The following is a 21,169-nucleotide window of genomic DNA, read 5'->3' as shown; positions in this document are numbered from 1 at the left end:
GTCGGACTAATCGTGCGCAAGCGGAAAAGCGATCGCGTTGCAAAAAAGCTGAAACGAGTGTGGCACAATGGCCGCAGATCTCCGCTACATGTCGCCCCAAGGTTGCTTCATGCAGCGGAGATTGTCTGACTTTTATCTGATTAGTCAGCCTTCCAGGCGCTGGCGGCGTCCTGGCCGGCGGCGAGGCGCAGGCCTTCCGGCGTGCCGGTCAGCGACTTGCCGGCGTCGCTTGCCGAAACGAATCGCACCGCGCCGCCGCCGGCATCGGTGCGGCGGAACTTCTCGCCGCCGGGCTGCGCGCCGGTCGCCTTGATCGGGGCGATGGCGACGGTGCCGTCGGCCTGCGGGACAAGGCACTGGTCGCGCAGCAGGATCGGCGAGAGCATCACCGTGCCGTCGCCCGCGTCCAGCGAGCGGAACTGCGTCTGCGGCAGCGGCACCTTGGCGCCGGTGGTCTTGGTACCTTCATGCGCCATGTAGGTGCCCGGGCGGGCGACCGAGATGAAGCGTTCCGGCAGCGGGCCATTGCCCACCGGCACGCCGAAGTCCGGCACGCCCTTGTCGTCGAAATAGAGGCGCTGGACGCGGGTGTGGCGGTCCGGGTTGAACAGCGGATCGCCTTCGATCTTCTCGTAATCGCGGCCGTGGTAGACCAGCAGCGGGCGGCCCTTTTCATCGACGGTGAAGCTGTTGTGGCCGGGGCCGTAGACCGAGGTTTCGCGGTTGGTCACGAAGACCGGCTGCGGCGACTTGGTCCAGGCCTTGGCGTCCATCAGGTCGCCCTCGGCATCGATCGACAGCATGCCCAGGCAATAGCGCGCATCGGTGGCGCTGGCCGAGTAAGTCATGAACAGCTTACCGGCGTTTTCGATCACGGCCGGTGCTTCGTTGACCTTGTAGCCGCGGATTTCCCAGTCCAGCGTCGGCACCGAAAGGCGCGTCGGCGGGGCGGAGAGGGTCAGCGCGTCCTTCATCGGCGCGATGTAGAGGTTGGAATTGGTCTCGATGCCCGGCTCGCGCTGGGCCCAGGCGAAGTAGCGCTGGCCGCGATGGACGAAGCTGGTGGAATCGAGGTTGAAGCTGTCCCACGGCGCCTTGAATTCGCCCAGCACGCTCCACTTGCCGGTCATCGGATCGGGCCCGTCGCAGACCACGGCATAAGTGCGGATGCGGAATACGTCTTCGCCGCCGCCGCTGGGGCCGGCCGCGAAGTACATGGTCCAGCGGTTGTCGATCAGGTGCAGTTCGGGCGCCCAGAGGAAGCCGGACATCGGGCCGGTCTTCTCATGGCGCCATAGCACGCGTTCCTCGGCGGTGGAGAGGCCGGCGACGGTCTTCGAACGGCGCAGCACGAGGCGGTCATACTCCGGCACCGAGCCGGTCATGTAGTAGTAACCGTCGTCGTGGCGGAACACCTGCGCGTCGGCGCGGTTCTTGACCAGCGGGTTCACCGGAACGGGGGCAGCGGCCTGATCGGCGGCTTCGGAAGTGGCATCGCCGGCCGTCTTGCCCGCCTTCGAACAGGCGATAGGCAGCAGCGCCGCCGAAGCGGCAAAGGCCCGGCGTGACATGGAAAAGTTCATGGTGTCCTCTCCAGAGTTTTCGTTGGGGGTGTTCCGGATCGCTCCGGGGAAAAGGACACCCCGGCCCGAAAGCCGGGGTGTCAGCTGGTGGGTCTCAGTATTGCGCCACGGGCCAGCCATCGGCGCCCCAGACGATCGGCGCGATGCGCAGCGTCGGGCGGCCTTCGGCAGTCTTGTCGTAGGCGTGGTAGGCCAGGTAGGTCGTGCCGTCCTTGTCGGTGAAGGCGCCGGCGTGGCCGGGGCCGCGGAAGCGCTGCTTCTCCTCCAGATCGGCGCGCAGCAGGATCGTGCCGCCGCCCTGCATCATGTCGCTGCCGTCTTTGCCCTTGTAGGGGCCGGTGATCTTCTTCGATCGCGAAACGACGGTGTAATAGGTGCTGTTCACGCCCTTGCAGCAATAGTCGTAGGACGCGATCAGGTAGTACCATCCGCCATGCGGGATGATGAACGGCGCCTCGATCGGGGCCGGACCGCCGGCGGGAGCCGGACGGCGGGCGATCGAATAGGGTTCGGTGCCCGGCGCGACCTTGCCGGTCTTCGGATCGAGCGGGAACAGCTTGATCCCGCTCCAGAAGCTGCCGAGGCTGAGCCACTGGCGGCCCTGATCGTCCTGTACAAAGTTCGGATCGATGGCGTTGAAGTCATCGTCATGCGTGGACATGACGACAAGACCCTGATCCTTCCAGCCATACCCCTTGGCCTTGGGATCGAGCGTCTTGCTGGTCGCAAGGCCGATGGCCGATCGGTTCGAGCCGAAGGTCGAAACCGAGTAGTAGAGCCGGTATTCGCCGTTCACATACGAGATGTCCGGCGCCCAGATGCCTTCGGTGCCGGGCACCGCCTGCTTCGCCCATGCCGGAATCTCGGCAAAGACGGAGCCCGCGTCCTTCCAGGCCTTAAGGTCCTTCGAGGTCTTGATGCCCACATAGCGGCCCACGGTCGAGAAGACGTAGTAGGTGTCGCCCTCGCGGATGATGACCGGATCGTGGACCACGAGGTCGCCGGACATCTGCGAATTGAGCGTCGGGGCGCCATCGGTTTGTTGGGCGCCGACACTACCGGTCAGCCCCAAAGCAGCAAGACCGAGCAGGAACGAGAACTTGCGGATCATGCTCAGCCCCCGGCCGCGTTCCATGCGGCGATCAGTTCGGCCGCCTTGGCGCCGACCGTCGCGGCATCGAAGCCGGGCTTGTAGAGGCTGCCGCCCACGCCGATGCCATAAACGCCCGCCGCGCGGTATTCCGCGACATTGGCAGCGCCCACGCCGCCCACCGCCCAGACGCGGCTGTGCTTGGGCAGCACTTCGCGGATCGCCTTGATGTAGCTGCTGCCCAGCACCGAGCCTGGGAACAGCTTCAGGTCGCTGGCACCTGCCGCCACGGCGGCGAAAGCCTCGGTCGGGGTCAGGAAACCGGGCAGGACGTCCATGCCGAGTTCGATCGAACGCTTGATGACCGCCGGATCGACATTGGGCGAAACCATGAAAGTGCCGCCGACGCCGGCCAGCGTTTCGGCCAGATCGGTGCCGATCACGGTGCCGCCGCCGATGGCCGCGCGGTCGCCCAGCGCCTGCACCATGGCGCCGATCGAGCCGGCCGGATCGGGCGAGTTGAACGGCACTTCGATGATGCGCACGCCGGCTTCTACCAGCGCTTCGCCGATGGCGACCGCTTCATGGGTCTGGATGCCGCGCAGGATCGCCACAACGGGCGCATGGCCTGCGGCCAGAACGTCTTCGATCTTCATGCCTTCTGTCCTTTCGCGATGGCGAGCCCGGCGAGGACCGCCGCATCGCCATCGATCTTGCGCGAGGTGCAGCCACGGGCAGCCAGCGCGCGATCATAAAGCGCCACAAGCGCCTGATCGCCGATCAGCACCACCGTAATGCCGGTCGGCACTTGCGCGGCAACTTCGCCGCCGATCAGCAGACCGGAGATATAACCGCGCGACCAGTCTTTCGAGCGTCCATCGAGCATACGCGCGGCGCGGGCTTCGAACAGCGCGCCGGTCAGCGGTTCCTCGCAGCGCTCAACGCCGCGCGCGAAGCCATCGTCGAATGTGCCCTGCCCCGGCGTATCCGGCCCGGTCAGCGTCGATTGGCCGGCCAGCAGCGCGAAGAGTTCGCCGGTCGGGTGGGTGCGGAAACCGACGATGGTGCCGTTCACCACCGAGACCCACTTGCAGTGGGTGCCCGGCAGCGCGATCAGATGTTCGCCCACGGCGAGTTCGGGATGAAGCGCGAGGGCGCCGAAGACCTGCGCCTCCTCGCCCCGCATCACTTCGGGCGCGCCCTCGGAATCCTTGCAGCTCAGCCCCGGCAGCACCGAGACCGGGATGCCGGTCACTTCGAGCCGGGTGCGCGAGGAGAGCCACTGGGCCGCATCCGCCGGGCAGGCCGCATAGCCTGCCGCGACGAGCGCACCCGGAGCGCCGGCCATGCCGCACAGCACGACCTCGGACAGCGCGCCTTCCGCCTTCCACACGTCCAGCCTTTCGGCCAGCGCGTCCTCGGCATTGCCGTCGAGCGCGCCCGGCCCATCGAGCCGGGCGTCAACATCAGCACCATCCATGCGGAACAGCCGCAGGCGGGTGGTGCCCCAGTCGCCGAGAACGTGCTTCACGCTCATTGCAGTTCGAGCACCACGACCGACTTGGCCGGCAGGGTGACGACAAGATTGCCGCCCTGCACGGTCGCGCCCGAGAACGCCTCCGGCTTCACCACGCTGGGTGCGTCGAACGTGTTGTGCGAATTGATCGCCGGTGCCGTCAGGATCTTGCCGGTGACGGCGCCTGCCGAAACGCCGTCGAGCTTGATCGTCACGGTGTTGGGCTGATTCGGATCGAGGTTCGACAGGCCGACATGGATCTTGCCGTCCTTGCCCTTCACCGCCGAGCCGCTGACGGCCGGCATCGTGAATTCGTCCTTCGCATACCACGGCGACTTGATCTGGATCGGCAGCACCGTCGCATCCTGCCACGGCTTGTACATGTCGAAGACCCAGTAGGTCGGCGTCAGCACCATCTTGCTGCCGTCAGTCAGGATCATCGCCTGCAGCACGTTCACCATCTGGGCGATGGCGGTCATGCGCACGCGGTCCGCATGCTTGGCGAAGATATCGAGGTGGACGGAGGCGATCAGCGCATCGCGCAGGGTGTTCTGCTGGCGCAGGAAGCCTACGTGCGTGCCCGGATCCTGGGCGTACCAGGCGCCCCATTCGTCGACCGCGAGGAAGACCTTCTTCGCCGGATCGTACTTGTCCATGATCGCCGAGTGCTTGGTGATCAGCTCGTCCATCTTGCGCGCTTCGTTGAGCGTATCGGCCCAGCCGCGCTCATCGAAATTCACCGGATCGGCCTTGGGCGGCCAGCCGCCTTCGGGCAGCGTGTAATAGTGGAGCGAGAGGCCATCGACGTTGCCGCCGGCAACGCGCATCATCGTCTCGGTCCAGTTGTAGTCGTCGACATTGGCGCCGGAGGCGACCTTGAGGATCTTGGTGCCGGCCGGGGCCTTCACGAACGTCGCATAGCGGCGCGTCTCGTCGGCGGCGAATTCGGGGCGCATGTTGCCACCGCAGCCCCACAGCTCGTTGCCGACGCCGAAGTAGGCGACCTTCCACGGTTCCTTGTGGCCGTTGCTTGCGCGTTCGTCGGCCAGCGAGCCGGCGGGCGCGGTCATGTATTCGACCCATTCGGCCATTTCGCGCGGAGTGCCGTTGCCGACGTTGCCGGCGATATAGGCTTCCGCGCCCACCTGGCGCAGCAGTTCGAAGAATTCGTGGGTGCCCACCGCGTTGGGCTCGGTCACGCCGCCCCAGTGGGTGTTGACCTTGACCGGGCGCTTGTTCGGCGCGCCCACGCCTTCACGCCAGTGGTATTCGTCGGCAAAGCAGCCGCCGGGCCAGCGGATCACCGGCACCTGCAATTCGCGCAGCGCCGTGACGACGTCGTTGCGGAAACCGTTGGTGTTCGGAATCTTGCTGTTCTTGCCGACCCACAGGCCGCCGTAGATCCCGGTGCCAAGGTGCTCGGCGAACTGGGTGAACACTTCCTTGTGGTAGACCGGGCCGGGCTTGTCGGCTTCGATCGTCGCGGTGGTCGGCTGGCCGTTGGTGTCGGCCTGAGCCGCGCCTGCGAGCGCGGTGGCGCTCAACAGGACGGCAGCAGTGGTCAGGCGAAGCGCCTTCAACATTTTCAGTCCCCTCCCTGGGATATCAGTCGTGGAATTCTTCGACGAGGTCGCGCTTGCCGCGCAGGAATGCGTCGGCAACCAGGCGCAGCGGCGCGATGTCCACATCGCTGCGGCCGCCACGGATCAGGTTGGCGAAGCGCGCGTAGAGGCCCGGATATTCCATGTCCTCATTGTGCTCGGTGCCGGTGGGCAGGGTGAGCACGGCGCCGCCATTGGCCAGCTTCAGCGTGCCGGCGTCGGTCTCCACGACGATGTCCCACGATTGCGGGCCGGTCTGGCGCCAGTCGAGGTCCATGTGGATTTCGGCCCCGGCGGTATCGCGGAACTCGATATCCGCGGCGATCGGCGCGGCGCGGTTCGCGGGCAGGCTGAGCGTCGCTTCCTTCAGGAAGAACGGGCGCGGCATGATGTGGGTGGCGATCGAGAGGGCATTGATGCCCGGATCGAACACGCCAAGGCCGCCCGGCTCCCAGATCCAGTCCTGACCCGGATGCCAGACGCGCACGTCCTCGCGCCAGATGATCTTGGCGCTGAGGATGGTGCGCTCGGCCAGCCAGGCGCGGGCCGGGGCAACGCCCGCGGCGTAGCGCGAGTGCCACGAGGCGAACAGCGTCGCGCCTACCTTCTCGGCGCGGTTTTCCAGCGCGGCCACTTCGGACAGCGTGGCGCCCGGCGGCTTTTCGAGGAACACGTGCATGCCCTTCGACAGCGCCAGCGCGGCCAGATCGTAACGGACCTGCGGCGGGGTGCAGAGCGCCACCGCGTCGATCGCCGGGCCGTTCTCGATCAGGTCTTCCAGGCTGCTGAAGTGCGGGATGCCTTCAGGGCCGCGATGATGCGGGCTGACCGTGGCACCCAGGCTGAAGTTCGGGTTGCCCTCGATCGCGGGGATGTGCTGGTCGCGGGCGATCTTGCCCACGCCAACGATGGCAATGCGGATCGGATCCATGGCTCAGAGCGCCTTCACGGTCATGGTCGGCGCGGCCGGGGCGGCAGCACGGGCCAGCGGGTTGGCGACCGGCAGGGTGAACGGCGCGGCCGAAATCTCGAACACGTCGCCTTCCTGCGTGGTCACGCCGTCGCTGAACGAGAGCGTGGCGGTGCCGAAGAAGTGGACATGCACGTCACCGGCGCGGCGGAACAGGTCGTACTTGAAGTGGTGATGCTCAAGATTGGCGAACGTGTGCGACATGTTCGCCTCGCCCGAGAGGAAGGGCTTTTCCCAGATCGTTTCGCCATTGCGGACGATCTTGCTGGTGCCTTCGATCTTCTCCGGCGGGGTGCCGAGCAGCAGTTCCGGGCCAAGCGCGGCCTGACGCAGCTTCGAGTGGGCGAGCCAGAGGTAGTTGTGACGCTCGGTAACGTGGTCCGAGAACTCGTTGGCGAGCGCGAGGCCGAGGCGGTACACGGTGCCGTCATCGCCGACGAGGTAGATGCCGGCGAGTTCAGGCTCTTCGCCGCCGTCCTTGGCGAACGAAGGCATGGTCAGCGCTTCGCCGGGGCCGACGAGCAGCTGGCCGTCGCCCTTGTAGAACCATTCCGGCTGCTGGCCTTCGGTGCCGGCAGCGGGCTTGCCGCCTTCCAGACCTTCAAGGAACATGCGCATGGAATCGGTGACGTGCTCACCCGAGGCGGCGGCGGCGTGCATCTTGTTGCGGCCTTCGGCCGAACCGAGGTGCGTAAGGCCGGTGCCGGTCATCAGCAGGTGAGCCGAATCGTCGTGTTCGATCGGGGCCAGCAGGGTGCCGGCCGCGAATTCGGCAGCGATATCGACCGCTTCGCCCGCAGCGCAAGCCTTGGCCGCCTCGGCCAGCGTCACACCATCTGCAATGGCGCGCTGCGCGAGTTCGCGGGTGGTGGTGACGCCCTGAAGGAAGTGGGCGGCATCGCCCTCGGCAAGGATGACGGAGCGCACGCCGTCGGGCGCGCGATGCTGGAGCAGGCGAAGGTAGGTCATGGATCTCTCCCGGGGCGTCTTAGCCCGATCCGCGGCGCGCCTTCTTGGGGGAGCGCGCCGCGGCGGTTGGGTTGGACTGATTAGAGGGTAAGCGTGCCGTCGATCAGGCGGGGGGCGCCGTCACCGTAGGCTGCGTCGCGCAGTTCTGCCGGAAGCAGGCCCTGAGCGAAGTTCTGGTAGCTGACCGGACGCAGGAAGCGGTCGATCGCCATGCTGCCGACCGACGTGGTGCGCGGATCGGTGGTCGAGGGGAACGGGCCGCCGTGCACCATCGCGTGGCACACTTCGACGCCGGTGGGCCAACCGTTGACGAGGATACGGCCGACCTTGCGCTCCAGCACCGGCAGCAGGCGCGAAGCGGCGGCTTCGTCGGCAGCGTCCATGTGCAGGGTGGCGGTCAGCTGGCCTTCCAGGCCTTCGAGCAGGCCGGCGAGTTCGGCTTCGTCCTTGCAGCGCACGACGATCGACGCAGCGCCGAACACTTCGTGGCCGATGGCCTTGTCCGCCAGGAACTGTGCCGCCGTGGTCTGGAACAGGATCGCACCGCCGGTGGTCTTGCTGCCTTCTTCGCCCTTGGCGATGGTCTCGACGCCCGCGTTGCCTTCAAGCGCTTCCACGCCCTTGGCATAAGCGGCGGCGATGCCGGTGGTCAGCATGGTCTGCGGCTTGGCTTCCGAAACACCGCCGGTGGCGGCAGCAACGAATGCGTCCAGGCCTTCACCTTCGACGGCCAGGATCAGGCCGGGGTTGGTGCAGAACTGGCCGGCGCCCATCGTCAGCGAACCGACGAACGCGGTGCCAAGCGCTTCGCCGCGCGCCTTCAGCGCTTCGGGAAGCAGCAGGACCGGGTTGATGCTCGACATTTCGGCATAGACCGGGATCGGCACTTCGCGGGCCGCGGCCAGCTTGGCGAGGGCGAGACCGCCACCGCGCGAGCCGGTGAAGCCGACAGCGGCGATGCGCGGATCCTGAACCAGCGCGGCGCCGAGTTCGTTCGACGGGCCGACGAGGTGCTGGAACACGCCTTCGGGAAGGCCGGCGTCCTTGACTGCCTTGGTGATCGCGGCGGCAATCAGGCTGCCGGTGATCGGGTGGGCCGGGTGGCCCTTGACCACGACCGGGCAACCGGCGGCGAGCGCCGAAGCGGTGTCACCACCGGCGGTCGAGAAGGCGAGCGGGAAGTTCGATGCGCCGAACACGGCGACCGGGCCGACCGGAATCATGCGCAGGCGCAGATCGGGACGGGGCAGCGGAGCGCGGTCCGGCATAGCAGGATCGATGCGCAGCTGCTGCCACTGGCCCTTGCGGACGACATCGGCGAACATGCGCAGCTGGCCCATGGTGCGGCCACGCTCGCCCTCACCGCGCGCACGCGGCAGGCCGCTCTCGGCCATGTAGGCCTCGATCAGCGGTTCACCGATGGCGAGGATCTCGTCAGCGATTCGCTCCAGGAACGAAGCGCGGGTTTCACGGTCGGTCGCACGGTAGGTATCGAAGGCCGCGGCGGCTGCGGCGCAGGCGGCAGCGACATCGGCGGTGCCGTTCACGGCCAGCGGTTCGCCCTGGGGCTCACCGGTTGCGGCCACGATGGAACGGAATTCGGTCATTTGGGGTCTCCCTATTTACTCCGACATATTCCCAGCGCATCAGAAACGCAATGTTTGTCGTTCCTTCATGTGAGAAGGGCTGTTACGTTCCCTGCGGGAGGTGCCAATAACAGTGTCAGAAGCCAATTTCGTGAACGATGAAGAAAGTGCAAGGCCGGCCGACGAGGCCCGGGGTCCGGGCCGCCGCCTGCACGGTGCAATCGCCCATAAACTGGGAACGGCAATCTTGTCCGGCAAATATGCGCCCGGGGACATTCTTTCTGGTGAAGTTGCCTTCGCCGAGGAGTTGCAAGTCTCGCGCAGCGCCTATCGGGAAGCCATTCAGGTGCTCACCGCGAAGGGTCTGGTGGCAAGTCGCCCCAAGGCCGGAACGCGCGTGTTGCCCCGAGACCGGTGGAACCTGCTCGACCCCGAAGTGCTCGGCTGGGCCTTCGCGGGGGAGCCGGACATCGAATTCGTGCGCAGCCTGTTCGAACTGCGCGCCATCGTCGAACCCGCCGCTGCCCGCCTTGCCGCGCAACGCCGCGACAAGAACGACCTCAAGACGATGAAGGACGCGCTGGCCGCGATGCGCCGGCACACTCTCACCACCGAGGCCGGCCGCGCGGCGGATCGCGACTTCCACAACGCGATTCTGCAGGCGACACGCAACGACGCCCTTCTGGTGCTCAGCGCCTCGATCGGGGCGGCGGTGAACTGGACCACCCAGTTCAAGCAGCGCGCCCGCGCCCTGCCCCGCAACCCGATCCCCGACCACGTGCGCGTCTACGACGCCATCGCGGCGGGCGATGCGGCGGGCGCGGCAGAGGCAATGAACGTGCTGGTCGATCTGGCGCTTGAGGATACCCGCAGCGCGATGGGGCAGCCGGACGGGGGGTGATTGCTCCCTCTGTCCAAGACCAATCCATCTATTACGACCAAAACCACGCCAACCAGCAGAGCTCCGCCGCTCGCAACTCAATATCCGTCATCCCCGCGAAGGCGGGGATCCCGCTTTTCTTCAGGCGTGGAGAAAGGCAGCGGGGCCCCCGCCTTCGCGGGGGCGACGGAGTTTGAGGACGGAAGCTTCACTCGCCCCAATGCCACCCCTCGTCATTGCGAGCGCAGCGACGCAATCCAGAGCGGCGCAAACCGGCCCCTAGATTACTTCGCTGCGCTCGCAATGACGAGGCAGACTCACCATAGAAAAAGGCCCCGGCGATCGCTCGCCGGGGCCTTTTCATTATCGCTTGCAGCGCAGCGTCACTCCGCCGCAGCCGGCACCAGATCCGGCTCCGCATGCGTCGTCTTGCTACCCCAGAGGGCGTAGAAGAGGATGTAGATTTCGCAGACCGCGGTCAGAATGAACGAGGCTTGCAGGCCGAAGGCATCGGCGAGCAGCCCCTGGACGAAGACCAGCGCCCCGCCGGCAATCGCCATGACGAGCAAGCCGGACGCTTCCTCGGTGAGCGGGCCGAGGCCCTTGATGCCGAGCGTGAAGATGGTCGGGAACATGATCGAGTGGAACAGGCCGACGAGGATTAGCGACCACATGGCCACAGGTCCATGGGCCAAGACGGTGATCGCCATAACCGTGAAGGCGCCGACAGAGAACACCGCAAGAACCTTGCCTGCATCAAACTTCTGCATCAGTGCAGACCCCACGAAGCGGCCCACCATCATGCCGCCCCACAGGAACGTCAGGTGGTTACCGGCATCCTGCGGCGTGAACACGTCAAGGCTGGGCAGTGCAAACGGGCTGACGCCGAAGATGCCAATAACCCCGTTGAACGCGTTTACGATCCACCACATCACGGTGTTGTTGCCGATGCCGGGCTGGGTCGTGAAGTTCACGAAGAGGTTGGCGACACCGATTTCCGCGATCAGATAGATAAAGATCGCGACAATGCCGAACACCAGGTTACGGTGCTTGAAAAGCTCCGGATTGATAATGTGGGTCCGCTTTCCAGCAGCCGTGGGCGAAGCCGCATTCATCGCAGGAAGCGGGAACTTTCCAATCACCACAGCGAGCACCACCAACACCACCGCGACGAGACCGTAAGGCAAGATCACCGAATGGGCGTCGGCAAGGCGGTCAGCCTCGCTGAGTACAGTGCCAGCGGCAACCGTGCCACTCTTGGAGCGGCCGAGGATCAGGTAAGCGCCAAATATCGGAGCGAGCATCGTGCCCGCCGAGTTCATCGCCTGCACCAGATTGAGGCGCGACGAGGCAGTCTCAGGCTTGCCGACGACGGCAACATAGGGATTCGCCGCAACCTGAAGCAGCGTGATGCCGCTGGCGATGACGAACAGCATGATCAGCGTCACACCGTAGGACGGGATCGAAGCCGCCAGCATCATGCCGACAGCGCCGCAAGCCATAATGAGCAGGCCGGTAACCAGCGACTTTTGATAGCCGATCTTCTCGATCAACTTGGCCGAAGGGATCGAGGCGAAGAAATAAGCAATAAAAAAGACCGATTCGATCAACGTGGTCTGAAAATAGGTCAGCGAGAACACGGCGCGCAGGTGCGGCAGCAGCGTGTTGTTGATGACGGTGATGAAGCCCCACATGAAGAAAAGGCTGGCGAGCAGCGCAAGCGCTGGGCCGTAGCGAACGCCGGCCTGCGGCGCATGGGCCACGGGGGCATCTGCCGATGATACCACTGGGGGCATGTCTATCCTCTCATAACAGAACTGCCGGGTGCTTGTGGCAAACCAGCTTGCGCTCTTTCTATTTGTCGGACTATATGCGCTGAACGTCTCCGTCAATGGCTTCTCGCGGCTGGCGGCGACCATTCACATCAGATTCGAACGCACACAGAAATCAGAATGGGAGCTAAGGGAATGGGGATTCTGCGCAAGGCATTTGTGACTTCTTCTGCGCTTTCTCTTGCCTGCGTAATGCCGGCCCTCGTACCGAGCACGGCTTTCGCCGCCGATGCTTCGCAGACCCCTGCCGGCACGCTTTCCAACGGCAGCGCCGTCACCGCCGTGACGTTGAAGGCCGCCAACGGCGTTTCCGCCACGATCCTCAGCTTCGGCGCCACGCTCTGGAAGCTGAACGCGCCCGACCGCGATGGCAAGGTGGCCGACGTGCTGCTGGGCTATGACGATATCGCCAGCTACGAAAAGCGCCCGAACTACTGGGGCGCCACCATCGGCCGCTATGGCAACCGCATCGCCAATGGCCAGTTCAGCCTGGACGGCAAGACCTACCAGCTGCCCCAGAACGATCACGGCCAGTCGCTGCATGGCGGCGGCAAGGGCTGGGACGTGCAGAACTGGAAGGTCGAATCGATCAAGTCCGGTCCCGTCGCCACGGCCGTCTTCACGCTCGTCAGCCCCGATGGCGATTCGGGCTATCCCGGCACGGTGAAGACCAAGGTGACCTACTCGCTGGACGAGAAGGGCAACCTGCAGATCGTCTTCGAAGCGACCACGGACAAGCCCACGGTCATCAACATGACCAACCACGCCATCTTCAACATGGCCGGTGAAGGCAGCCCGCGCGACGCGATCCAGGACCTGCTGACGATCCCGGCAAGCCACTACACCCCGGTGAACGACAAGCTGATCCCGACCGGCGAACTGCGTGACGTGACCGGCACCGCATTCGATTTCCGCAAGGCCACCGTCGTCGGCGAACGCATCCGCGACGGCAAGGACGAGCAGATCGTCATGGGCCGCGGCTACGATCACAACTTCGCGCTCGACAAGGGCGTGACCAAGACGCCGGAACTCGCCGCCCGTCTTGAAGATCCCGTTTCGGGTCGCGTACTCGAACTGCTGACGACCGAACCCGGCGTGCAGTTCTATGCCGGTAACTTCCTCGATGGCACTTTCATCGGCAAGAACGGCCACCTCTATCGCATGGGCGACGGCATCGCACTGGAACCGCAGAAGTTCCCGGATTCGCCGAACCACGCGAATTTCCCGTCCACCCGCGTCGATCCCGGCAAGCCCTACAAGCATGTCATGATCTACCGCGTTACCACCTCTTCGCGCTGACAGAACGAAACGAACGCCCCATGACCGAAAAGACGCCCCCCAAGCTGCGCTCGCGCGCCTGGTTCGATAATCCCGAAAACATCGACATGACCTCGCTCTATCTGGAGCGGTACCTGAACTTCGGCCTCAGCCTGGAAGAGCTTCGCTCGGGCAAGCCGATCATCGGTATCGCCCAGACCGGCAGCGACCTGTCGCCCTGCAACCGCCACCACCTGGTGCTGGCCGAGCGTATCCGCGAAGGCATCCGCGAAGCCGGCGGCATCGCCATCGAATTCCCGGTCCACCCGATCCAGGAAACCGGCAAGCGCCCGACCGCCGGCCTTGACCGCAACCTGGCCTATCTCGGCCTCGTCGAAGCGATCTACGGCTACCCGCTTGACGGCGTGGTGCTGACCACCGGTTGCGACAAGACCACCCCGGCGCTGCTGATGGCGGCCGCCACCGTGAACATCCCGGCGATCGCCCTGTCGGTCGGCCCGATGCTCAACGGCTGGCACAAGGGCGAGCGTACCGGCTCGGGCACGATCGTGTGGAAGGGCCGCCAGATGCTGGCGGCGGGCGAGATCGACGACGAGGGCTTCATCAAGCTCGTCGCTTCCTCGGCCCCCTCGACCGGCTACTGCAACACCATGGGCACGGCGACGACGATGAACTCGCTCGCCGAAGCGCTTGGCATGATGCTGCCCGGTTCGGCCGCGATCCCCGCGCCTTATCGTGACCGCCAGGAATGCGCATGGCGCACCGGCAAGCGCATCGTCGACATGGTGCACGAGGATCTGAAGCCCTCGGACATCCTGACGCTGGAAGCGTTCCACAACGCCATCGCCGTCAACGCCGCCATCGGCGGTTCGACCAACGCCCCGATCCACCTTGCCGCGATCGCCCGCCACATCGGCGTCGATCTGCCGCTGAAGGACTGGGAGCGCATCGGCCACAAGATCCCGCTGCTGGTGAACCTGCAGCCTGCCGGTGAATACCTGGGCGAAGACTACTACCGCGCCGGCGGCGTGCCGGCCGTGGTCGCGCAGCTGATCAAGCAGGGCCTGATCCATGAGGGCGCGATGACCGTCAATGGCCAGACCATGGGCGACAACTGCCGCGATGCCACGATCGAGGACGAGCGCGTCATCAAGACTTTCGACCAGCCGCTGGTCGAGGAAGCGGGCTTCCTGGTCCTGTCGGGCAACCTGTTCGACGCCGCGATCATGAAGACCAGCGTGATCTCCAAGGAGTTCCGCGACCGCTACCTGTCGAACCCGGATGACCTCGAAGCCTTCGAAGGCCCGGCCGTGGTGTTCGACGGTCCCGAGGACTATCACCACCGCATCGACGATCCGGCCACCGGCATCACGCCCGACACGCTGCTGTTCATGCGCGGCGCCGGCCCGATCGGCTATCCGGGTGCGGCGGAAGTCGTCAACATGCGTCCGCCGGCCTATCTGATCACCGAAGGCGTCACCGCGCTTCCGTGCATCGGTGACGGCCGCCAGTCCGGCACGTCGGGCAGCCCCTCGATCCTCAACGCCAGCCCAGAAGCGGCGGCGATGGGCGGTCTGGCCCTGCTGGAAACCGGCGACCGCGTGCGCATGGACCTGAAGAAGGGCGTCGTGAACGTGCTCGTTTCCGACGAAGTGCTGGCCGAACGCCGTGCTGCTCTGGAAGCCAAGGGCGGCTATGCCTACCCGGCTTCGCAGACCCCGTGGCAGGAAATCCAGCGCGCCGTCGTCGGCCAGATGGACACCGGCGCGATCCTCGAAGGCGCCGAAAAGTACCAGCGCATCGCCCAGACCAAGGGCCTTCCGCGCGACAACCACTAAGCGATAACGGGGCTTCGGCCCCGCTATCGCACAAAATTGCCCGGGACTTGTTCCGGGCGGGTCCCGGCCCACTCTCCCACTGGTCCTGCCACCGAGTCTGCACAAGGCAGGGGGCTGGTGGAAGAGTGGGCCGGAACCGTATCCAGATCAGCGAACCGACGATTAGGGAGACTTGGGATGACACTCTGGCGCAAGATCGATCGCGACGTCCGCGACACGCTGGGCGAAGGCGCACTGTGGTCCGCGCGTGACAACGCGTTCTACTGGGTGGACATCCTTGCCCCCGCACTCAACCGCTTGAGCCTCACCGATGGCACCGTCACCCGCTGGGACATGCCGGCCCGCCTCGGCTGGGTCGCCCCGCGCGCGGAAGGCGGGCTTATCGGCGGCTTTCAGGACGGTGTCGCGCAGATCACGCTGGACCCGCTGACGATCTCCGAGCGCAACGATCCCGAACCCCACCTGCCGGGTAACCGCATGAACGACGGCAAGGCGGACCGCCACGGCGCGATCTGGTGCGGCACGCTGGAAATGGCCGAAGAGAACGCGATCGGCACACTTTACCGCCTCTCTCCCGAAGGCGACTGGCAGGTCATCGATTCCGGCTATGTCGTGCCCAACGGCCCGGCTTTCTCGCCCTGCGGCCAGTGGCTCTACCACACCGATTCGGCGCTGCGGACGATCTACCGCTTCAAGCTCGACGCGAACGGCGCGCCGGACAGCGCGCATGACCGCGAGGAATTCATCCGCTTCTCCGAAGAGGACGGCTATCCGGACGGCATGACCACCGATGCAGAGGGCTTCCTTTGGGTCGCCCACTGGGACGGCGGCAAGATCACCCGCTTCGCCCCCGACGGCACGCGCGAGCGTTCGATCGAACTGCCCGCCAAGCGGATCACCAACATCGCCTTCGCCGGTGAGAATCTCGACCGCATGTTCGTGACTTCGGCCTCCAAGGGCCTGCCGGAATCGGAATTCGACGGTGCGCTGTTCGAAGTGGAATCGGGCGTGACCGGCAATCCGGCAGGCGTGTACCTCGGGTAAGGTGGCGACGGTCCTGCCGTCACCGCTTACTGCTACACAAACCTATCTAACCCAAAACACGCCGTCGTCCCCGCGAAGGCGGGGACCCCGCTTCCTTCTTACGGCATAGAAGAACAAGCGGGGCCCCCGCCTTCGCGGGGGCGACGAGTGAGGTGTGCGGTTGGAGCGCTTCAACTCCATCAACGGCCTCCTGAACCCACCCATCGTCATTGCGAGCGTAGCGAAGCAATCCAGAGCAGCGCCAACCGCCCCTGGATTGCTTCGCTACGCTCGCAATGACGAAAGAGGGGGTGGCATCCACGCCCCCTCCCCCCTCACAAAACCTCCGCCACGCCCTCCAGACTCTCGCGCAACTTGCCCAAGGCCTGCGCCTTCAACTGGTGCACACGCGGGATCGAGACTTGCAGCACCCCCGCGATCTCGGCCAGATTCAGCTCCTCCACGAAGTAAAGCTGCACCACCAGCATCAACCGCTCCGGCAGCTGCGAAATCGCCTCGACCACCGCGCCGCGCAGCTCCTCGTCCGCCAGCAGTTCCAGACTGTCCGGCCGGTCGTCCGCGAAGGCCATGTTCTGGTCCGAATAGGTCTCATCGATCGAATCGAACCGCAACGGCTGACTGGAATCGCGCAGGCCCGCCAGTTCCGCCTCATCGATCCCCATCGCCTCCGCCAGTTCGTGGGCGTGCGGCTCGCGGCCCAATGCGCCGCGCAAGTCCCGTTCCTTCTCGGCCAGTTGCCGCCGTCGCTCGTTGGCCCCGCGCGACATCGGCACGGTGCGGCGGATCAGGTCCACCATCGCCCCGCGCACGCGCATCTTGGCATAGGCGGCAAAGCCATCCTCGCCCGGCCCCTGATGCTTCTGTGCGCATTCGGTGAGCGCGACGAGGCCCGCCTGGATGAGATCCTCCACCTCGATCCCCGGCCGGCCGGAGCCGTGGACATGCCAGGCCAACCGCCGCACCATCGGCAGGAAGCGCCGCACGCGGTCGGCAACGTCGCCCTGATAGGCCCCGGCAACACGGCTGCCATAGGCGCCCAGAACGGCGAATCCTTTCTGATCCTGTTTCATGCAGCCATGCTTTCGGCTTGGTCGTTGTCGGAATCGGGGTGCGGCAGGCCCGCCATGCCCCGCTCGGGGACTGGTGCGCCGACGACGTCGATCACCTCGATCGGCTGGGTCGGCGGCAGTTCGGCGATGGAAAGCACCAGACAACCCGGCGCGCGCAGCCGCAGCAGCGCCGCCAGCGCCCGCCGCGCGCGCGGCTGGACCACCAGCGCCAGCGGCGTCGCGTCGCTCCCCCGTTCGGCGATCAGCGCGGCGATGCGTTCGCCGATCATGCGGGCAAGGTCGGGTTCGATCACCGGCTGGCCGGTGGTCGGATCCTGCATCCCCTGAATGATCGCGGATTCGAGCCCGGCGTCGAGCGTCAGCACCGGCAACCGCTCGCTGGGCGGGCACACGCGGCCGACGATCAGCGCCCCCAGATCGGCGCGGAGCAGATCGACCAGCCGGTCGTGCTCCACCGTCTGCTGCAAGGCGCGGCCAAGGCTGGCAAAGATCGGCAGCGGGTGCGCGATGGGAATGCCGTCTTCCAGCAAGGCCCGCAGCAGCCGGGTAAGCGCGGCAAGCGAAAGCGGCTGCGGATGCACCGTCTCCACCAGTCCGGCCGAATGGACCTTCAGCGCATCGACCAGCGCCTTCACTTCATCCGGCCCCAGCAGGTCTTGCGGGCGTTCGGCCAGCAACTGGTTCAGGTGCGTGGCGATCACCGTGCCGGCGTCCACGGTCAGGAATCCTTCGGCGATGGCATGATCGCGCGAGGCGGGATCGATCCACAGCGCCGGGCAACCGAAGCTGGGATCGCGCGTCGCCTCCCCGCGCAGGGTGTGGTTCGCCCGCGCCTCACCCGCATCGATGGCCAGCACGCGGTCGGCGCGGATCACCGCGCCGCCCAGATTCACGCCGCCCAGCATGACGCGGTATTCGTGTGGCGGCATGTCCAGCGCGTCGCGCACGCGGAACTGCGGGATGATGAAACCGAACGCCTGACTCAGCTGCTTGCGCACGCCGGTAACGCGGCTGACCAGCGGCGATCCGCGCCGCTCGTCCACCAGTTGCACAAGGCCATAGCCCAGTTCGATGGTGACCAGCGTGTGGTCGGAGACATCCTCCAGATCGATGCGTGAGGGATCGGCGGCGGGCGGCGCTTCCACCACAGGCTCGGCTGCGAGCATCTGCCGCTTGCGCATCGTGTGCCAGATCCACAGCGCCAGCGCTGCCGCCGGCAGGAACACCGTCTGCGGCATGGCCGGGATCATGCCGATCGCCGCCAGCACCACGCCCACCGGCAGCCATGTCGCCGGGGACGCGAACTGGCCGCCGATCTGGGCGGCAAGATCGCGCCCCTCCCCCTGCCGGTCGTCCGCGACACGGGTAACGATCACGGCGGCGGCGATGGACAGCAGCAGCGCGGGCACTTGCGCCACCAGCGCGTCACCAATGGCGAGGGTGATGTAAGTCTGCGCCGCCTCGCCCGCCGAAAGCCCGTGGCTGATCATGCCAAGGCAGAAGCCCGCGACGATGTTCACGCCCAGGATCAACAGCGCGGCAATGGCATCGCCCTTCACGAATTTGGAAGAACCGTCCATCGATCCGTAGAAATCGGCCTCCGTCGCCACTTCGCGGCGGCGGGCTCGCGCCTGATCGGCGGTGAGCAGTCCTGCGGCCAGGTCGGCGTCGATGGCCATCTACTTGCCCGGCAAGGCATCCAGCGTGAACCGCGCGGACACTTCCGAAACGCGGCCCGCGCCCTTGGTCACCACCACAAGGTTGATGATGATCAGGATCAGGAAGACGAAGATGCCGACGGCGAAATTGCCGCCGATCAGGAACTTGCCGAAGCTTTCGATCACTTTGCCGGCGGCTTCCTCACCCTCGTGCCCGTGGACCAGCACCACGCGGGTGGAGGCGACGTTCAGCGCCAGCCGCAGCAGCGTCGCGAACAGCAGGACCGAGGGGAAGGAGGAGAAATCCAGCGGCCGCTGCGCGTTCATCGCCGCCATCAGCACGGCCAGCGACAGCGCGATGTTCAGCACGAAGGATATGTCCAGCACGAAGGCCGGCACCGGCACGATCATCAGCACGATCAATGTCAGGATGCCTGCCGGCAGTGCTGCCGCTGCCGGATTGCCGAAGCGGCTCAACAAGTCCCGGTTCACAGGCCCAGCCCCGCGAGACGGGCATAGGCCGCGCGCACATGGGCGGGCGCGGCGGTGCCGGTGGCGTTGAGCATGCTTTGCAGCGCTTCCGCCATGGTGCCGCCACTCGCGGCAGCGGGTTGCGGGGCATCTGCGGCATTGCGGTGAAATTCGCGTGCGACCGGGCCCATCGGCAGATCGGGCTGCCGGGACACGGCCTCATAGGCGATACGCGGGCTGGCGGATGCGGCCAGCATGTCGATGGAGGGCAATCCATCACCGGTGCCCATCGCCGTTTCGACCTTGCTCCGCATCAGCGTCATCACGTCGCCAAGGCTGCGCGCGCCGCCATTGCCGTAGAAGATCGTGGGATTGGCCGCCGCCGCGCGCGGCAGGACGGAAGCCGCGCTCTGCGTCGGGTCGGCAGAGAGCGCGGAAAGGAACTGGCCGGCGCCGCCCATCCCCAGAAAATGGGCCAGATAAAGCTCGGACGCGTCCGGCTCCCGCCCCAGTTGCGCGGTGAGGCCGGCCTTGTTGTCGCTGGCGAGTTCGGCGGCCATCATGGCCGAGGCATCGGCATCGTAGCGCAAGCCCATGACTTGCGCGCGCATGCCGGGGTCGGTCATCTGCCCGCCGGCAATCGCCTGCTGGACCCAAGCCATGCCGTGATCCGCCGCGTGGCGGCCCAGCGTCTGCAGCCAGGTTCCGTCGGTGAACTGGAAAAGGCCGGTGGCGCTGGAAGTGGAGGCGCGCGCCGTGGGGTCCAGGCTCGATTCAAGCTTGGCCTGCGCCAGCAGGTAGCGGAAATCCACCCCCGTGGCCTGCGCGGCGCGGGCGATGGCGCCCTGCACCCTTGCTGCGGTATTTGTCGCGCCCGCGCCGCCGGCGCCCGCAACTTGTCCTTCGCTCAACGCTTCGCTCCCGATCAGGATCGTTTCGGGAGTTGTTGAGCAAGACCCGTGCCAGAAGGGAGGCCGCAGTTGGCCGAAAGCTGGAAGGATCTGCCTTTAGCGCCGTCCAGCCGCGAGGGCGTAGTTCGCACCGGCCCGGTAGAGCCGCGAACTGCCGGTCAGCACGTCCAGCCGCTTGGCCACATTGGCCGCGATGATGTTGCGAACCTGACGGTTTACCTCGTTCAGCCGCTTGGCCGTTTCGACCATGCCGCGGCATTCCTCGTCCAGATCATCGATCGTCGCGTCTTCCAGCGCGCCGCAAAGGCGATCCTTCGCCTGCGTGGCGCCGACGATCGCGTCGAGATCGAGACCGGCAAGCGCCTGCCGCTCTCCTTCCAGAACGGCAAGCATTTGCCGCAGGACCTCGCGCAGGCTTTCCTCCCCGTTCGCGGCGTTCGATTGCGTCATGCCTCGGGGCTCCTCAGCAGCATTCCCGCTGCGATGATGGCATCGGCGATCTGGGTCGGGATCACCGGGTACGTGCCGTTCTCCACCGCCTTGCGGATCAGCGCCACGCGGTCGCTGTCGACCGGGATCTGGCCCGGATCGAGCGCCGAGGAGGCTTCGACGGAAGTGCTGGCAGTGGCCGCGGTGGACCGCGCCTCGCTCGATTCCGCGCTGACGGTAACGCCATTGGCGCCGGACAGGGTTTCACCGCCTGCCGTGCGGGCAAGCCGTGCACTGACCGCGCTGGTCGCTCCCACTTCGATAGGTGGCATAACGCCGCTCCTTCCTTAAATTCCGGCCATCGGGCCTAACTCTTGCCCTTCAGAACGGTGCGGCGCGGAAAGGTTTAAGGATCGCCGCGCAATTCTGTTCGGGATTCCGCC

Annotated in this window: 17 protein-coding genes and 1 pseudogene; 4 read left to right on the top strand and 14 right to left on the bottom strand. The window is 66.0% G+C overall.

Annotated elements, in window-relative coordinates; genetic code table 11:
• Positions 1–140 precede the first annotated feature (140 nt).
• The 8 genes from ACZ1JV_RS10695 to ACZ1JV_RS10660 form a co-directional block, all read right to left on the bottom strand.
• Complete coding sequence (locus tag ACZ1JV_RS10695; protein WP_465151547.1) at positions 141–1,583, bottom strand: glycoside hydrolase family 43 protein; 1,443 nt, start codon at positions 1,581–1,583, stop codon at positions 141–143.
• Between the two features lie 94 nt (positions 1,584–1,677).
• Positions 1,678–2,694 (bottom strand): arabinan endo-1,5-alpha-L-arabinosidase, encoded by a 1,017-nt coding sequence (locus ACZ1JV_RS10690; RefSeq protein ID WP_465151546.1) that lies wholly within the window; start codon positions 2,692–2,694, stop codon positions 1,678–1,680.
• Between the two features lie 2 nt (positions 2,695–2,696).
• Complete coding sequence (locus tag ACZ1JV_RS10685; RefSeq protein WP_465136394.1) at positions 2,697–3,329, bottom strand: 2-dehydro-3-deoxy-6-phosphogalactonate aldolase; 633 nt, start codon at positions 3,327–3,329, stop codon at positions 2,697–2,699.
• Positions 3,326–4,210, bottom strand: coding sequence for a 2-dehydro-3-deoxygalactonokinase (locus ACZ1JV_RS10680; protein WP_465151545.1), 885 nt, complete (start codon positions 4,208–4,210; stop codon positions 3,326–3,328). Before ACZ1JV_RS10680 ends, ACZ1JV_RS10685 begins: the two co-directional genes overlap by 4 nt.
• Entirely contained in the window at positions 4,207–5,772 is a 1,566-nt protein-coding gene (locus tag ACZ1JV_RS10675) for an alpha-N-arabinofuranosidase (RefSeq protein WP_465151544.1), read from the bottom strand. Before ACZ1JV_RS10675 ends, ACZ1JV_RS10680 begins: the two co-directional genes overlap by 4 nt.
• A 22-nt stretch (positions 5,773–5,794) precedes the next feature.
• On the bottom strand, positions 5,795–6,721 hold the full coding sequence (locus ACZ1JV_RS10670; protein WP_465151543.1) for a Gfo/Idh/MocA family protein: 927 nt from the start codon (positions 6,719–6,721) through the stop codon (positions 5,795–5,797).
• Between the two features lie 3 nt (positions 6,722–6,724).
• The gene (gene araD1 / locus ACZ1JV_RS10665; protein ID WP_465151542.1) at positions 6,725–7,729 is read right to left on the bottom strand and encodes an AraD1 family protein; all 1,005 of its coding nucleotides are present in this window, start codon (positions 7,727–7,729) and stop codon (positions 6,725–6,727) included.
• Between the two features lie 80 nt (positions 7,730–7,809).
• Positions 7,810–9,336 carry an aldehyde dehydrogenase (NADP(+)) gene (locus ACZ1JV_RS10660; RefSeq protein ID WP_465151541.1) on the bottom strand — a complete coding sequence of 509 codons (1,527 nt, stop codon included), beginning with the start codon at positions 9,334–9,336 and terminating at the stop codon, positions 7,810–7,812.
• Between the two features lie 130 nt (positions 9,337–9,466).
• On the opposite strand from ACZ1JV_RS10660, the gene ACZ1JV_RS10655 reads away from it, so the two are divergent.
• A complete protein-coding gene (locus tag ACZ1JV_RS10655) occupies positions 9,467–10,216 on the top strand; it encodes a FadR/GntR family transcriptional regulator (RefSeq protein ID WP_465151540.1) in 750 nt (249 codons plus the stop codon).
• Between the two features lie 362 nt (positions 10,217–10,578).
• Here ACZ1JV_RS10655 and ACZ1JV_RS10650 read toward each other — a convergent pair whose 3' ends face one another.
• On the bottom strand, positions 10,579–11,991 hold the full coding sequence (locus ACZ1JV_RS10650) for a sugar MFS transporter (protein WP_465152543.1): 1,413 nt from the start codon (positions 11,989–11,991) through the stop codon (positions 10,579–10,581).
• 228 nt (positions 11,992–12,219) lie between these two features.
• On the opposite strand from ACZ1JV_RS10650, the gene ACZ1JV_RS10645 reads away from it, so the two are divergent.
• The 3 genes from ACZ1JV_RS10645 to ACZ1JV_RS10635 all read left to right on the top strand — a co-directional run bounded on the left by ACZ1JV_RS10645 (position 12,220) and on the right by ACZ1JV_RS10635 (position 16,187).
• Positions 12,220–13,326: an aldose epimerase family protein gene (locus tag ACZ1JV_RS10645; protein WP_465151539.1), complete on the top strand. Its 1,107-nt coding sequence runs from the start codon at positions 12,220–12,222 to the stop codon at positions 13,324–13,326.
• A 20-nt stretch (positions 13,327–13,346) separates the two neighbouring features.
• Positions 13,347–15,143 carry an IlvD/Edd family dehydratase gene (locus ACZ1JV_RS10640; protein ID WP_465151538.1) on the top strand — a complete coding sequence of 599 codons (1,797 nt, stop codon included), beginning with the start codon at positions 13,347–13,349 and terminating at the stop codon, positions 15,141–15,143.
• A 177-nt stretch (positions 15,144–15,320) separates the two neighbouring features.
• Positions 15,321–16,187 carry an SMP-30/gluconolactonase/LRE family protein gene (locus ACZ1JV_RS10635; RefSeq protein WP_465151537.1) on the top strand — a complete coding sequence of 289 codons (867 nt, stop codon included), beginning with the start codon at positions 15,321–15,323 and terminating at the stop codon, positions 16,185–16,187.
• A gap of 314 nt (positions 16,188–16,501) precedes the next feature.
• Here ACZ1JV_RS10635 and ACZ1JV_RS10630 read toward each other — a convergent pair whose 3' ends face one another.
• The 5 genes and pseudogenes from ACZ1JV_RS10630 to ACZ1JV_RS10610 all read right to left on the bottom strand — a co-directional run bounded on the left by ACZ1JV_RS10630 (position 16,502) and on the right by ACZ1JV_RS10610 (position 21,058).
• Positions 16,502–17,257 carry a sigma-70 family RNA polymerase sigma factor gene (locus tag ACZ1JV_RS10630; protein WP_465151536.1) on the bottom strand — a complete coding sequence of 252 codons (756 nt, stop codon included), beginning with the start codon at positions 17,255–17,257 and terminating at the stop codon, positions 16,502–16,504.
• A pseudogene (locus ACZ1JV_RS10625) lies at positions 17,254–19,326 on the bottom strand (flagellar biosynthesis protein FlhA). Before ACZ1JV_RS10625 ends, ACZ1JV_RS10630 begins: the two are co-directional and overlap by 4 nt.
• Before the next feature lie 77 nt (positions 19,327–19,403).
• Positions 19,404–20,297, bottom strand: coding sequence for a lytic transglycosylase domain-containing protein (locus ACZ1JV_RS10620; protein WP_465151535.1), 894 nt, complete (start codon positions 20,295–20,297; stop codon positions 19,404–19,406).
• 96 nt (positions 20,298–20,393) lie between these two features.
• Entirely contained in the window at positions 20,394–20,747 is a 354-nt protein-coding gene (locus ACZ1JV_RS10615) for a flagellar protein FlgN (protein ID WP_465136406.1), read from the bottom strand.
• Positions 20,744–21,058, bottom strand: coding sequence for a flagellar biosynthesis anti-sigma factor FlgM (locus ACZ1JV_RS10610; protein WP_465151534.1), 315 nt, complete (start codon positions 21,056–21,058; stop codon positions 20,744–20,746). Before ACZ1JV_RS10610 ends, ACZ1JV_RS10615 begins: the two co-directional genes overlap by 4 nt.
• Between the last annotated feature and the right edge of the window lie 111 nt (positions 21,059–21,169).

This window comes from Novosphingobium sp. BL-S-19, from assembly GCF_055521675.1.
This window is presented reverse-complemented; position numbering and strand designations above follow the sequence as displayed.

Bases quoted from the DNA above. Each gene is read 5' to 3' on its own strand.
- ACZ1JV_RS10635 (WP_465151537.1), top strand. From the start codon at position 15,321: ATGACACTCTGGCGCAAGATCGATCGCGACGTCCGCGACACGCTGGGC.
- ACZ1JV_RS10670 (WP_465151543.1), bottom strand. From the start codon at position 6,721: ATGGATCCGATCCGCATTGCCATCGTTGGCGTGGGCAAGATCGCCCGC.
- ACZ1JV_RS10675 (WP_465151544.1), bottom strand. From the start codon at position 5,772: ATGTTGAAGGCGCTTCGCCTGACCACTGCTGCCGTCCTGTTGAGCGCC.
- ACZ1JV_RS10685 (WP_465136394.1), bottom strand. From the start codon at position 3,329: ATGAAGATCGAAGACGTTCTGGCCGCAGGCCATGCGCCCGTTGTGGCG.
- ACZ1JV_RS10610 (WP_465151534.1), bottom strand. From the start codon at position 21,058: ATGCCACCTATCGAAGTGGGAGCGACCAGCGCGGTCAGTGCACGGCTT.
- ACZ1JV_RS10645 (WP_465151539.1), top strand. From the start codon at position 12,220: ATGCCGGCCCTCGTACCGAGCACGGCTTTCGCCGCCGATGCTTCGCAG.
- ACZ1JV_RS10680 (WP_465151545.1), bottom strand. From the start codon at position 4,210: ATGAGCGTGAAGCACGTTCTCGGCGACTGGGGCACCACCCGCCTGCGG.
- ACZ1JV_RS10660 (WP_465151541.1), bottom strand. From the start codon at position 9,336: ATGACCGAATTCCGTTCCATCGTGGCCGCAACCGGTGAGCCCCAGGGC.
- ACZ1JV_RS10650 (WP_465152543.1), bottom strand. From the start codon at position 11,991: ATGCCCCCAGTGGTATCATCGGCAGATGCCCCCGTGGCCCATGCGCCG.
- ACZ1JV_RS10640 (WP_465151538.1), top strand. From the start codon at position 13,347: ATGACCGAAAAGACGCCCCCCAAGCTGCGCTCGCGCGCCTGGTTCGAT.
- ACZ1JV_RS10690 (WP_465151546.1), bottom strand. From the start codon at position 2,694: ATGATCCGCAAGTTCTCGTTCCTGCTCGGTCTTGCTGCTTTGGGGCTG.
- ACZ1JV_RS10615 (WP_465136406.1), bottom strand. From the start codon at position 20,747: ATGACGCAATCGAACGCCGCGAACGGGGAGGAAAGCCTGCGCGAGGTC.
- araD1 (WP_465151542.1), bottom strand. From the start codon at position 7,729: ATGACCTACCTTCGCCTGCTCCAGCATCGCGCGCCCGACGGCGTGCGC.
- ACZ1JV_RS10695 (WP_465151547.1), bottom strand. From the start codon at position 1,583: ATGAACTTTTCCATGTCACGCCGGGCCTTTGCCGCTTCGGCGGCGCTG.
- ACZ1JV_RS10630 (WP_465151536.1), bottom strand. From the start codon at position 17,257: ATGAAACAGGATCAGAAAGGATTCGCCGTTCTGGGCGCCTATGGCAGC.